This is a genomic window from Halocatena halophila (genome assembly GCA_027563145.1).
GTDB classification, from domain to species: domain Archaea; phylum Halobacteriota; class Halobacteria; order Halobacteriales; family Haloarculaceae; genus Halocatena; species Halocatena halophila.
The window spans coordinates 1,696,040-1,708,535 of the sequence record CP071306.1; the positions used below are offsets into that span (position 1 = coordinate 1,696,040).

12 protein-coding genes are annotated in these 12,496 nt (G+C 58.7%); 5 read left to right on the plus strand and 7 right to left on the minus strand.

Annotation, left to right across the window (positions count from 1 at the left end; translation table 11 throughout):
• The first annotated feature begins 23 nt into the window (after nt 1–23).
• Together alaS and JXQ78_RS09055 are read left to right on the plus strand one after the other, a co-directional pair.
• Nucleotides 24–2,819 (plus strand): alanine--tRNA ligase, encoded by a 2,796-nt coding sequence (gene alaS / locus JXQ78_RS09050; protein ID WP_330630448.1) that lies wholly within the window; start codon nt 24–26, stop codon nt 2,817–2,819.
• A 5-nt stretch (nt 2,820–2,824) separates the two neighbouring features.
• The gene (locus JXQ78_RS09055; protein ID WP_330630449.1) at nt 2,825–3,586 is read left to right on the plus strand and encodes an alpha/beta fold hydrolase; all 762 of its coding nucleotides are present in this window, start codon (nt 2,825–2,827) and stop codon (nt 3,584–3,586) included.
• 1 nt (nt 3,587) lies between these two features.
• Here JXQ78_RS09055 and JXQ78_RS09060 read toward each other — a convergent pair whose 3' ends face one another.
• From JXQ78_RS09060 to JXQ78_RS09070, 3 genes are all read right to left on the minus strand, one after another.
• Entirely contained in the window at nt 3,588–4,703 is a 1,116-nt protein-coding gene (locus tag JXQ78_RS09060) for a DUF373 family protein (RefSeq protein WP_330630450.1), read from the minus strand.
• A 31-nt stretch (nt 4,704–4,734) separates the two neighbouring features.
• A complete protein-coding gene (gene sppA / locus JXQ78_RS09065; RefSeq protein ID WP_407934014.1) occupies nt 4,735–5,751 on the minus strand; it encodes a signal peptide peptidase SppA in 1,017 nt (338 codons plus the stop codon).
• 63 nt (nt 5,752–5,814) lie between these two features.
• Entirely contained in the window at nt 5,815–6,063 is a 249-nt protein-coding gene (locus JXQ78_RS09070; RefSeq protein WP_330630451.1) for an amphi-Trp domain-containing protein, read from the minus strand.
• Nucleotides 6,064–6,240: 177 nt separating this feature from the next.
• On the opposite strand from JXQ78_RS09070, the gene JXQ78_RS09075 reads away from it, so the two are divergent.
• On the plus strand, nt 6,241–6,561 hold the full coding sequence (locus JXQ78_RS09075) for a transcription factor S (protein WP_330630452.1): 321 nt from the start codon (nt 6,241–6,243) through the stop codon (nt 6,559–6,561).
• Between the two features lie 154 nt (nt 6,562–6,715).
• A complete protein-coding gene (locus tag JXQ78_RS09080; RefSeq protein ID WP_330630453.1) occupies nt 6,716–9,316 on the plus strand; it encodes a succinylglutamate desuccinylase/aspartoacylase domain-containing protein in 2,601 nt (866 codons plus the stop codon).
• A gap of 3 nt (nt 9,317–9,319) precedes the next feature.
• Here JXQ78_RS09080 and JXQ78_RS09085 read toward each other — a convergent pair whose 3' ends face one another.
• From JXQ78_RS09085 to JXQ78_RS09095, 3 genes are read right to left on the minus strand one after another with little or no spacing between them, the layout of a single operon-like run.
• Entirely contained in the window at nt 9,320–10,045 is a 726-nt protein-coding gene (locus JXQ78_RS09085; RefSeq protein WP_330630454.1) for a tRNA (adenine-N1)-methyltransferase, read from the minus strand.
• Nucleotides 10,042–10,395, minus strand: a complete 354-nt coding sequence (locus JXQ78_RS09090) for a nascent polypeptide-associated complex protein (RefSeq protein WP_330630455.1) — start codon at nt 10,393–10,395, stop codon at nt 10,042–10,044. The genes JXQ78_RS09085 and JXQ78_RS09090 overlap by 4 nt, the downstream gene beginning before the upstream one ends.
• 40 nt (nt 10,396–10,435) lie before the next feature.
• On the minus strand, nt 10,436–10,909 hold the full coding sequence (locus JXQ78_RS09095) for a PUA domain-containing protein (RefSeq protein WP_330630456.1): 474 nt from the start codon (nt 10,907–10,909) through the stop codon (nt 10,436–10,438).
• Between the two features lie 95 nt (nt 10,910–11,004).
• Between JXQ78_RS09095 and JXQ78_RS09100 the strand changes: the two genes are divergently transcribed.
• Nucleotides 11,005–11,184, plus strand: a complete 180-nt coding sequence (locus JXQ78_RS09100; RefSeq protein ID WP_330630457.1) for a hypothetical protein — start codon at nt 11,005–11,007, stop codon at nt 11,182–11,184.
• Here the strand turns inward: JXQ78_RS09100 and JXQ78_RS09105 are convergent, their stop codons facing one another.
• On the minus strand, nt 11,185–12,480 hold the full coding sequence (locus tag JXQ78_RS09105) for a glutamine synthetase family protein (RefSeq protein ID WP_330630458.1): 1,296 nt from the start codon (nt 12,478–12,480) through the stop codon (nt 11,185–11,187).
• Between the last annotated feature and the right edge of the window lie 16 nt (nt 12,481–12,496).

The window sequence follows — 12,496 nt, forward strand, 5'->3', positions numbered from 1 at the left end:
GGTGGTCGGCCAATTGCAATCCAATGAGTGAACTCGACGAGGAGTATCAGCTCGAGTATTTCGAGCGTGAGGGGTTCACACGGAAGACGTGTCCTTCCTGTGGCGCCCACTTCTGGACCCGCGATGAGTCGCGGACGACGTGTGGTGAGCCACCCTGCGAACAGTACAGTTTCATTGACAATCCGGGGTTCGACGAGGCGTATAGCCTCACGGAGATGCGCGAGGCGTTTCTGTCGTTTTTCGAAGCGCACGACCACGAACGGATAGATCCATACCCTGTTGCCGCAAATCGCTGGCGCGACGACGTGCTGTTGACACAGGCTTCTATTTATGATTTCCAGCCACTCGTGACCAGCGGTCAGGCACCGCCACCGGCGAATCCGCTCTGTATCAGCCAGCCCTCAATTCGGATGGACGACATCGAGAACGTCGGGAAGACGGGTAGACACACGATGGCGTTCGAGATGATGGCCCACCATGCGTTCAACACGCAGCCGGACGCCGAAGGATATGCGTACCACGGCGAGGTCTACTGGAAAGACGAGACCGTCGAATACTGCGATCAGTTCTTCGAATCGATGGGGGCGGATCTCTCCGAGATCGTCTACATTGAGGATCCGTGGGTCGGCGGGGGCAACGCCGGACCGGCAATCGAGGTCATCTATCGTGGCGTGGAGCTGGCGACGCTGGTGTTCATGTCGATGGAGCAAGATCCCGACGGCGAATTCGAGATGAAAGACGGAAACCGGTACTCGAAGATGGACACGTACGTCGTCGACACCGGCTACGGGTTAGAGCGCTGGACGTGGGTGAGCCAGGGAACGCCTACGGTGTACGAGGCGGTCTATCCCGAAATGATTGACTACCTCAAATCGAACGCTGGGATTGAGCTCAGCGAAACGGAGGCGACACTGGTACACGAGGCGGCGGCGCTTGCAGGCGCTCTCGACATCGAAGAAGCCGAGGACATGGAGAGTGCCAGAGCCGAGATTGCAACCGAGCTCGGTGTGGATGGCGACCGGCTGAGCGAGCTGATGGAGCCCTTAGAGACGATCTACGCGATCGCAGATCACTCTCGGACGCTGGCGTATATGCTCGGCGACGGGATCGTTCCGAGCAACGTCGAGTCTGGCTATCTCGTTCGGATGGTGTTGCGCCGGACGAAGCGACTCGCAGATACGGTCGGCGTGAGTTCACCGATCGACGAACTGGTCGACATGCAAGCAGACCGGCTCGGCTACACCAACCGCGACACGATCCGGGAGATTGTCCGGACGGAGCTCGAAAAATACACCGAAACGCTAGAGCGAGGCGGGCGACGAGTTCGACAGCTCGCCCAAGAGCACGCAGACAGGGATGCACCGATTTCGACGGCACAGCTCCTTGAGCTGTACGATTCACACGGCCTCCAGCCCGATATGGTCGCAGAGATCGCCACAGAGGAGGGGGCCAACGTGTCCGTTCCTGATGATTTCTTCGCGAGAGTTGCCGCACGCCATACAGACAGCTCTGAGAGCGAGGCCGAAAGCGAGCCATCGAAGTCCACAGCGTCGGTCGACGATCGAATCAGCGAGCTACCACCGACCGAACGGCTCTACTACGACGACCAGGATCGTATGCAGTTCGAGGCGGTCGTCCTCGACGTGATCGAGCGCGAAGAGGGGTATGACGTGGTGCTCGATCAGACGATGTTCTACCCGGAAGGGGGTGGCCAGCCCGCAGATCATGGTACCCTGAGCACCGACGACAGTTCGGTCGACGTGCTCGACGTCCAGCGCACAGACGACGTGATTCTCCACCGAACGAACGGCGATCCCGGGAAGGGCGAGTTCGTCAGCGGACAGCTCGACGGACAGCGACGCCGGCAGCTGATGGCCCACCACACTGCCACCCACATCATCGGTCATGCAGCGAGAGAAGTGCTCGGCGACCACATCCGACAGGCCGGCGCACAGAAAGGCATCGATAGTTCGCGATTCGACGTGACCCACTATCGACGCATCGACCGCGCAGACCGGGAGAAAATCGAGTTGCTCGCAAACCGCATCGTCCAGCAGAACATACCGGTCGTGCAGGAATGGCCGGACCGTAACGTTGCCGAATCGCAGTACGGCTTCGATATCTATCAGGGTGGCATTCCACCAGGATCGAACGTCCGACTGATTCACGTTGGCGATGACGTCCAGGCCTGTGCCGGAACGCACGTCAATCGGACCGGCGACATCGGCTGTATCAAGATTTTCGGCACCGAACGCGTCCAGGATGGAATCGAGCGGATCGTCTTTGGAGCTGGTGATGCCGCCATCGAGGCGATTCAGCGAACGGAAGCCGATCTGGCGGCCGCCGCCGACGTACTTGACGTGTCACCGGCAGGCGTTCCCGAAACAGCAGAGCGATTTTTCAACGAATGGAAAGCCCGTGGAAAACGGATCGAGTCGCTCAAAGAAGAGCTGGCCGAGCTGCGCGCATCGGAGAGTGCGACCGAGGAGATCACGATTGATGGCAACGGAACGACGGCCGTCATCGAGCGAATTGATGGTGACGTAGACGAGCTCAGAGCGACGGCAACGGCCATCGCAGAAGACAAAACGGTGGCCGTTCTTGCAAGCGGTGGCGACAGCGCACAGTTCGTCGTCGCCGTTCCGGACGACGTTGGCGTCAATGCCGGCGAGGTGGTCAGCGAGCTGGCATCCCGCGTCGGCGGTGGCGGAGGCGGCCCACCGGACTTTGCACAAGGTGGCGGACCGGACGTATCCGCGCTCGAGGCTGCACTCGAAGACGCACCGTCGATACTCGAACGGAAGTTGAACGTGCAGTAAGCCCTATGCCCAGGGTCCAGACTGATGGTGGCGAGCTCCGGTACGAAACGACAGGAAGCGGGCCGACGGTCGCCTTTGTAAACGACCTGTCGTTTGGCGTCTGGCAGTGGGCCTTCCAGCAACCAGCGCTCGCTGGGCCGTTCGAAACGCTAGCGTTCGATTACCGCGGAGCGGGAGACTCGACCGGGGGGCCCATCACAAGGGTGGCCGAATTTGTCGACGACCTGGCAACGGTGCTCGCAGACCATGGCGCAAGACGCGTCCATCTCGTTGGGGCTGGACTAGGTGGCATGGTGGCACTCGAATACGCCAGGCAGTTTGGCCGTGCCAGAAGCCTCGTGCTGTTCGGGACCACCCAATCGGGAGACACAATCGTCAATGACGCAATCGAAACGATGTGTGCACAAGACGAGTCTGCGCTCGATCCGTGTCTCGACCGAGAGACACTCGAGAGTGCGCCCGAGATCAACGCACAGATCCAGCACTGGCGAGAAAGTGACGACGCGACAGGACGCGTTCGTGACGGACAGCTGGCGGCGATGAAAGCGTATTCGCTGGATCGTCCCTACGACATCGATCAGCACGCACTCATCGTTCACGGGAACGCAGATCCGGTGGTGCCAGTCGATGCCGGACGAGAGCTGGCAGCTGCACTCCCACGAGGCACGTTCGAGCCGATCGACGGAAAACACATGGCAAGAATCGAAAACGCAGCCCACGCGAACGATCTGCTCGTTGGTTTTCTCGAATCACACGCAGATCTGTAAGTTACTCAGTAGAACTGTCGTTTGATGGCGTGTAGACCCGAGACGTGAGTACGACGCCGAGCAGACTGACAAACACGCCGGCAAAGACGAATACGAGCAGCCGCGTTCGGGCGAGTAATCTGACCGTCGTCGTGGTGAGTGGGCCGATTGCCATCGACGGAACGATCAGCGGCGCTATCAGCGCCTGGTTCTCCAGCAAAAATGCGCTGAATCCCCTGCCAACCAGTCCGAGCGCCAGAATGGCAAACGGAGCGTTGAACAGCGTCGCACGAACCTGCTCGTGTCCGAACAGCCCGTCAAACAGCCGTCCAGTCGTGGCCGTTAGCGCACCGAGGGTGAGCCACGGAATTGCGTTGAAGAGAAACGCAACCACCATGAAGAGCCCTGGTTCGTACTCCTGAACCGCGATTGCGCCCAGAAAACAGCCGATGAGTGCCAGTCCAGCACCCACGACGTACGTGACGAACGACACCTGTCCGGAGTAAAACGCCGAACGAACCATGGCTGGTACTGTAGCGAGTGCATTGTCGAGGCCGAGGCCTTTATAAAGTAAGTAGCCACCAACGGTGGCCGCAATAACGGCAACGGCGACCGTCACCGTGTTAGTGACCGAGAGAATCACCGGCATCGCCAACAGCACGGCACCAATTGGGGTGAACAGCGTCCGACGGAGCTCTTCATCCACGACAAGGCGTTTGAGGAGATAGTAGGTCGATTCGATGTCACGGGCTTGCTGGACGATGACGCGATCGACCGCATCGACACGGAGCCGGCTTTCGATCACCGGAACTGCGAGCTCATCGGCAACGCTGTCAACAACGACGACGGCAGCGTCTGGATCGAACTCCGAAACGAGATCGTCGAGCTGGGTCGCGATTGCACGGTCCACCCCGACCGACTCGCCGGCTCCCGAAACAACGACTGGAACCGCCTGGGTACACGAATCCGACATTGAACGGGCGACGCTGATGGTTTCGAGGAGACAGTTGACCCGACTGTCCTCTGGATCCTCAAGGCCGGCCGTCCGCAACAGCTCGAATAGTGATTCCTCTCCGACCACCGGCTGGTCGATGGTGAAATCGCCGTCTCGATCGACACAGACGACCAGCGTACTCACGTGCGAGGAGAGGGTCTACCGAAACAAAAGCTTATAGCCGGATGTCGAACGCGTCATCGTACCGACCCGACAGCCCGGCACCGAGCGCATACGCCGTTGCCATGACTCCACCCTGGAGGCGATCACGAAGCCCGTACCCTGGTGTGAACTCCTCGACGACCGGAGAACGATCGAGCTCCGATTCGAGCTCCTCAAGCAGCACATTGCGCGTGCCGAGCCGATCGACGAGGCCGCGTTCGATGGCGTCACTGCCGAGATACACCCGCGCTTCGGTGTCGCGAACGGCCGACGCATCCAGATCGCGTCCAGTTGCGACACGATCGACGAAATGATCGTAATAGTCATCGATTAGCCCCTGGAGATACGCGCGATCGTCGTCATCAAGCGACTTGAGTGGCATGCCCGCATCTTTGTACTCGCCGGCAGTGAACTGCTCATAGCTGAGACCGAGTCGGTCTGCGAGTTCGCTTGCGTTCACTCTTGAGCCGATCACGCCGATCGAACCGATCAGCGTCGCTTCGCGTGCCCAGATGCTGTCACAGCCACTGGCAATCCAGTAGCCTCCGCTGGCACAGGTGTCGGTCGCATACGCGATCGTCGGCCCATCGAACGATGACACTGCGTTCCGGATGTCTTCGCTCGGGACGACCTCTCCACCGGGCGTGTTCAACCGAACGATTAGCGCCTCAACGGCACGGTCGGCGTCAGTGCGTTCGATCTGCTCGACGATCGCATCGGCACCTGCCGTCTGGGAGCCCGTTGGCATCGAACCGTACACTCCATCCCTGGTGATCGGTCCGCGGACCGCTACCTCCGCAACGTTGTAGGTCGACAAAAATCCGCCGGCAATGCGGCTGGCGAGTTGCCCAACGAGCACGCCCGAGAGTATAACGAGCACCACCCCGAACACGGTCGTCCTACCGGGAAGGCTCACGAACAACGCCCAGCCAAGCGCCACGCCGAGACCGAGACCAACGAGCGAAATCCCCACCCTGAGAACGCCGGTGAATCTGCGATCTGACGACATCACCGTGTCGAAAGCTGGCATACAACAGGTACTAAAAGGGAGCGTAAAACGATACTGGAATCGGAAAAACACGGCAATATCCGCTTAGTCTTCGTCCGGTGCCCACGAGAGCGTCAGCGTTATCGTCTGGCTATCCTTGCCGATCATCCGCGATCGTTCCGTTACCTCCGTTTCGCAGTCGATTGTCGGCGACGGCTGCAGTGTCACCTCCTTGTTCCCCACGGTCACCCGCATCGGGGACGACTCATCATCGAACTCGGCCGCGATATCGCGCAGATACCTGGCAACTTCTCCTCGACTGAGATCGTCCTCGAATTGCGTCGTATCAGCCATCAGTACCACCGGAGGAAACGTTGTACACCGAGCCATAAATACTGAAACCACCAGATCACTGTCTACTACTGCCCGTTCCAGTGTTCATTGATAGCATTCCACCGACAGCGGTGTCGTTCTGTCGGCTGAAGACACACAATCCAGGCGTTTATACAGTCCGAACAACTGCTGACTGATATGAAGTTCTGCGACGAGTGCGGCTCGATCATGCACAAAGATGGCGAGATCTGGAAGTGTCGGTCCTGCGGATTCGAAACGGGGGGCGACAAAGCCGAGGAGGCCCAAATGATCACCACAGAGCAACAAGAAGACGACGGGATCATCGACGTGAGCGACGCCGAAGACAAAGGCCTTCCAACCACGTCTGTCGTCTGTCCGGAGTGTGAAAACGATCGGGCGTACTACTACATGCAACAGATTCGTTCTGCTGATGAGTCCGAAACACGATTTTTCATCTGTACTGAATGTGAACACCGTTGGCGGGAAGACGACCACTGACGGTCGCTCTCGAGTCAACAAATTCGTCCGTCAAACCGACATTTTGATTACAGGCCACTTCGATACCTGTTATCAATAATGGACATTATTCCGAATTTTTTCTCCCATCGTGTTGAGCGAGTAGCCCCGAGTGGTTCAGACGCAGGAGGCAGCTGTGAGTGACGAGCGTTCTTCAGTTGGTCGGCGGTCGGTCCTCAAGGCGGTGGGTGCGGCGGGGGCTGGAACGGTGGTTTCGGGATCGAAGTCTGCAGCGGCTGCTCCTGCGGGTGAGCCCGACCGACTGCTCCGTTCGGGGACCGAGGAAGAAACGCCGCTCTACGTAAACGATTCGGGGACGCCAGGGATGACTGCACTGGTTGTTGGCGGGATGCACGGCAACGAAACGGCAGGTCATCTTGCTGCCACGGAGATCGCGAACTGGACGCCATCGAGCGGGCGGCTGGTCGTGCTTCCCCGGGCGAACGCAAAGGGTGTCGAAGACGGCGTTCGCGAGCCAAATGGAGATCTCAACCGACAGTTTCCACTGGAATCGACGCCAACCACGCCGCTTGCACGGGAAATCTGGGATGTCGTCACGGAGTTTTCGCCGGATCTGATCATTGATCTGCACGAATCGTGGAGTCGATTCGTGAACGGAGGCCTCGGACAGTCGGTGGCGTATTCGCCAGTTCGGAACCTCCGTGGTGCTGCGACGATCGCCTGTGATACCATAAACGAGACGATCGGAGCGACCAACAATCGGTTTCACGAACGGCTGTTGCCCTCGCCGGCCGAGTATCCACACGGTGTGTTCGTCCAACGGACGGCGTTCGAACTCGGGATTCCGTCGTATCTGATCGAAACGTACGTCGATCTGGGCCGATCCGATCGCGTACACTACCATACGTCACTGGTGAAAAAACTCCTTGACGTTCGAGCCACAACCCACGACGCCGGCGAGCCAGACCACGTGCTGGCAATTCAGAGTACTGGCCAGAAAGTCACGTACGAGGGTGCTGTTGACGGAACGATCACACCAACGGATATGCTTGGGAATGAAGACACGGTTGGTGATGGGGCGTTTTCTGGTGTTGTCTGGGGTGGAACCGATTACTATCAATACAGCGGTCGTCTCACTGATTTCTCGATCACTGGCGGCGATCAATCGGCTATCGAGATTCGCCTCGATGGTGAGCCAAAATCGGTTAATCAGCTCACACCGGCCGATACCAGCCAATTGACGGTCCGTTCGACCGGCGAGCCTGTAGAGTATCAATTAGGCGTTGACAAGCCATTTATCTCGGTGCAGCAGTCCGCCAACGGGTGGGTGTTCGAAGATCGAGCGTACGGAGAGGTTGCTGATGTTCCTGACAGCTACGAATTCGCGTACGATCTCGATCAGTTCGACGTGACTGAGGGAGATCCATCCGATCTGGAGCTTACCCTCGATGGATCACCCATTTCGATCGACGATCTCGACGAAACGCCCTCTCACGAGCTTCTCGTGAATGGGCGTGCTGGAAAAACAACCTATAGATTGACTGTAAATGGAACGATTAAGTCTACGGACTTTATGTCGGACGAATACCATATACAGGGACCAACAGCAGTAGGAACGGTGACTACCGGTGTCGATTTGTACCGGTTTACTGGTGAGATTTTATCGTTCGAGATCGTTTCTGGCGACGAGTCGAACGTGGAGCTCATGGTAGACGGAAACGATCAGACGGTTAGTTCGTTGAATCCTTCATCAGTTCACACCCTATCGATCAATTCAACTGGAGATCGGGTCGACTACAGCGGCACAGTTTCCGAAACAGTGTACCCGACACCCCTTTTGAACGGTTCGGACAGATCTGGTATCGATAAGTTTAGCGGGGGGGTCTGGGGAGGAACTGACCAGTATCTATTCAAAGGAGATCTGACTACATTTTCGATCGATCGCGGGCGCGCGGACGATGTCACCGTTTCTGTCGATGGCGAGCGTATAGCTTTACCCCCGATTGACAAAACTGCCGTCGAAGGTGGATCGCTCACCGTCGACGATCCGTGGCAGACCTACTCGCTTGGGCAATCATTCGATTCTCCTGTGACGACCTGTTCGCCGCTTTCGTATGCGGGCTCACAACCGTGTCACGTGCGGCTCCGAAACGTTGGAAGCAATGGATTCGACGCACGGATCGAGGAATGGGATTACCTCAACGGCGTCCACTACCCAGAGACCGCCTCCCACGTGACGATCGAGGCCGGCGTTCACGAAGTGGAAAGCGGTCGATACGCCGAGGCGGGCCGTACTGTCACCGATCACGAGTGGCGGTCAGTCTCGTTCGACCACGACTTCGACACCACGCCGCTCGTTTTCTGTCAGGCTGAGACTGTCCAGGGCGGACAGGCAATCGTCACACGAGTCCGGAACGTCTCTCGCTCTGGCTTCGACGTGAAAGTGCAAGAATCCGAGGCTCAAGGCACTCATAAAACCGAATCGATCGGCTACATCGCCATCGAACCGGCAACCAACGCGATTGGAGATAGGCCCGCAGAGCTGGGGGTCGTTGCTGTGGATGATGGCTGGACGACCGTTAACTTCGATCGATCCTACGAACAGCCGGTGTTCGTCGCGTGTATGCAAACCACCATCGGCGGAGACGCCGTGGGGCTCAGACGGAAGAATCTCACTGGCAAAAGTGTTGCACTCATGGCCGAAGAAGAGACCAGCCGTGACTCTGAGACGGCACACGCCACCGAGCAGGTTGGCTATCTCGTATTCGAAGAATAACGCTCAGCGGCGGGCGAAAACGAGATATCCGGTGTGACCGACGCCGGCCGTTTGCGGGCGGGTTCCTCGGTCGCCAACGTCCATCGTCCGTTGAATCGTTTCGTACGTCTCGATCGACTGCAATCCAGCTTCGCGCGCCGCTTCGACCACGTCGCGGGTCCCTTCCACGAACGGAACGTACGCGGCGACGAACCCTCCTGGAACCAACAGCTGTGGAGCCTGTTCGACGACCGTCGGTGCGTCCGCAGTATCGAGCGTGAGACAATCGAACGGGGGCTCTGCAACGAGCGTATCGAGCGCTTGCGTCACATCACCCGTTCTGATCGTCACGCCGTCGGCAACGCCAGCCATCGCCATGTTCTCACGGGCGACATCGGCGAACTCCGAATCAGTTTCGTAGCTCGTTACGTTCGCGCCGGCGCGAGCGAGATACGCGCTCAACACACCTGTGCCGGTGCCGGCATCGAGCACGCGATCGCCATCGCTAATTCCGGTGTGGCCCATCACGAGGCCGATATCCCGGGGCATCATCGGAGCACCCGTCCGATCGAAATGGGTGAACAGATCCGGCCCACGAAGTGCCTGTGCGGTGAATTCAGTCCCGAGATGCGTCTCGACGATGTCACCGGGTTCGACGCCGTCTGGTACCTCAAGGACGCCCAGATCAGTTTCTAAGGTTTCACCGGGCGAGAGCAGATATTCCCGGTTGTCGGAAACGAGACGAATCACTCGAGGCGAGCAATTGCCGCGGCGAGATCGCCGTCTTCTGCTTCGAGCGCATTTTGGGCGTCCGACTCGCTCACACCCGCTCGCTCGGCGACGATGTCGATGTCAGATTGCGGAATCGATTCGTCATCGTCTGCAGTTTCGGAGGCCGCGCGGGTGTTTGGTTCACCCACGATCTGGTAGGTTTCCTGGCCCTGTGCGGAAATGCGCTGGACCTCAGGATTCGAAAAGACGAGATCTTCGTCGGCCGTCCGAATGACGACCTCCTCGGCGTTGATATCGTCCGTTTCGATCCCCATCTGTTCCATCATCTGTTGCATCTTTCGCGGATCGAGACCGCCTCCACCAAACATATCTATCCCGAGCGGGGGGAGTGCCAAAAACATACTGCTCTCAGTCGGCACGCACGTCCGGATTACCGGCGCGAACGGAGACCGCAACGCCCGTCTCGAATGCATCCATCGCTTCGGCATCGAGTTCGGCACGCCCAACGGCGAGTAAGGACTCATCGCAGGTGACGAGTACTTCATCACCCGGACGAACGGCTGGATCCACCCGCTGGACGAATTTTGCGAATGCGTTTTTTCCCTCCGTGACGAATGGAATCGATTCGGTTCCGACCGCGACAGCCGGCCCACCGAGTGCCCCGAGCAACCGACGCCCACCAGCTATCCCGAGCGTGAACCGACCATCAACACCGTAGGAAACGAGCCGTTCGCCGGTGGCGGCCGAAATCTGCTGGGGACGTCCAGAAGAGGTTCGCAGGACAGACAGCGTCTCGTCGTCGGGAAAGAGTGTGGTTCCCGCCCCTGCACCGAACTGATACGCAGCAATTGTCTGCAGACGTTGTCGCTCCTGACCGTCCATACTGACACCAGCCAGTCGATCGCCAAAACCCTCTCGACACTGATGTCGAATCAATTTGGTGACGCTTATACGTCCGAAGTGAAGAGTGTACAGTAATGTCGAACCTACTGTCACGCATCGGAGCCGGTGGAGTACTCATCGCTGCGAGCACCGCATTGATTCTGGGTGTCGCCGTCTCAAGCGCCATCCCTGCCCCGATTGCCGGTGTGGCCTCACTGACGATGGCAGCCGGTGCACTCATTCTCGGGCTGTCAGAAGACGGCGCAGGTGTATAATCAGTAGACGCGGCTGAATCGTTCGCGTTCCCACCTGGCAGTCGCCTCGGTAAAGGCCTGCCACTGTCGATGTTTTACTGCCAGATAGCAATCGGTGAGGGTCTCTCCGAGCACGTCAGTGAGAATCGGGTCCGACTCGAGTGCTGTAAGGGCCTCGATCATCGTTGCTGGGAGTCGGTCACCGGGAGCCGTTTCGGAATCACGCCCGGTGTTATGGGGGGCGTCGATCGGTGGTGGTGGAGTGAGATTTCGCTCAATGCCGTCAATTCCTGCCCGCAGCAGCCCTACAATCGCCAGATACGGATTCATCGTTGGATCTGCACCCCTGAATTCGAGTTCGAGTGTCGTGCTGTCGCTTGGTAACTGAGCAGGAAGTCGGATGAGGGCTCGTCGATCGTCACGACTCCAGCAGACGTGCGTGGGACCATCACCCGCAGGATGAAACCGTGCATAAGAGTTCACGGTCCCGGTAGTGAGTCCGAGCAGTCCGTGTGCGTGATCGAGCACGCCGGCGAGAAACGCGTGTGCCAGCCGACTCGGTCGTCCAGAGGACACAAACCGATCGTTCGATTCGTCTCCAAGCGAGAGCCTGATCCGACAGCCGTTGGTCGCCGTTTTCGTTGGATAGGGCAACATCGTCGCCGAAAAGCCACGATTGGCGGCGATCGAGTGGATCGTTTCTTCTGCAAACACTTGCTGGTCGGCTGCCCCGAGTGCTGGCTCACGACCGAGACAGAGCACGTGTTCGTCCGTTCCCCACTCAGGACGATACTCCGCTACGGAGATTCCCTGCCGGTCGAGACTTGACCTAACCGCAGTGACGAACTCGTGGGATGTGAGTGGGATGGACTCTTCGTGGTGTGCGTCGTCGTCCGATTCGTCGCGAATCAGATGAAACTCGCTTTCGAGTGCGACAGTCGGTCGAAGGCCGCGTTCTGTCACCGTGTGAGCGTACCGTCGAAGAACACGTCGTGGATCGCCAGGCCAGGGCGTCCCATCCGGTAGTCGGACGGTACACACCAGTCCGCCGCAGTTACTGGCGAACGGTAATTGTCTGAACGTCTGTACGGCTGGCTGTAGCGACAGCGTCCGGTTCGGAGCATCCGGAACTGTGTCACCGAGAGCGGTCTGCCAGTGAACCCGTTCGGCAATCTCGACGCCGTCACTGATTGCAGCTGCCACCTCTGCACCTGCTATCGATTCCGCGCGCACGACGCCGTTTGGCGTCACAAACAGCAGTCGAAGCAGGTCAATGTCTACAGGGAGCGACTCGCAAGAACGGTCGAGTTTGGTCATGGTGGTGGTGCTCGAA

Excerpts from the sequence above, each read along its gene's own strand:
- JXQ78_RS09055 (WP_330630449.1), top strand. The coding sequence starts at position 2,825 with ATGCCCAGGGTCCAGACTGATGGTGGCGAGCTCCGGTACGAAACGACA.
- JXQ78_RS09070 (WP_330630451.1), bottom strand. The coding sequence starts at position 6,063 with ATGGCTGATACGACGCAATTCGAGGACGATCTCAGTCGAGGAGAAGTT.
- JXQ78_RS09095 (WP_330630456.1), bottom strand. The coding sequence starts at position 10,909 with ATGGACGGTCAGGAGCGACAACGTCTGCAGACAATTGCTGCGTATCAG.
- JXQ78_RS09105 (WP_330630458.1), bottom strand. The coding sequence starts at position 12,480 with ATGACCAAACTCGACCGTTCTTGCGAGTCGCTCCCTGTAGACATTGAC.
- alaS (WP_330630448.1), top strand. The coding sequence starts at position 24 with ATGAGTGAACTCGACGAGGAGTATCAGCTCGAGTATTTCGAGCGTGAG.
- JXQ78_RS09075 (WP_330630452.1), top strand. The coding sequence starts at position 6,241 with ATGAAGTTCTGCGACGAGTGCGGCTCGATCATGCACAAAGATGGCGAG.
- JXQ78_RS09100 (WP_330630457.1), top strand. The coding sequence starts at position 11,005 with ATGTCGAACCTACTGTCACGCATCGGAGCCGGTGGAGTACTCATCGCT.
- JXQ78_RS09090 (WP_330630455.1), bottom strand. The coding sequence starts at position 10,395 with ATGTTTGGTGGAGGCGGTCTCGATCCGCGAAAGATGCAACAGATGATG.
- sppA (WP_407934014.1), bottom strand. The coding sequence starts at position 5,751 with ATGCCAGCTTTCGACACGGTGATGTCGTCAGATCGCAGATTCACCGGC.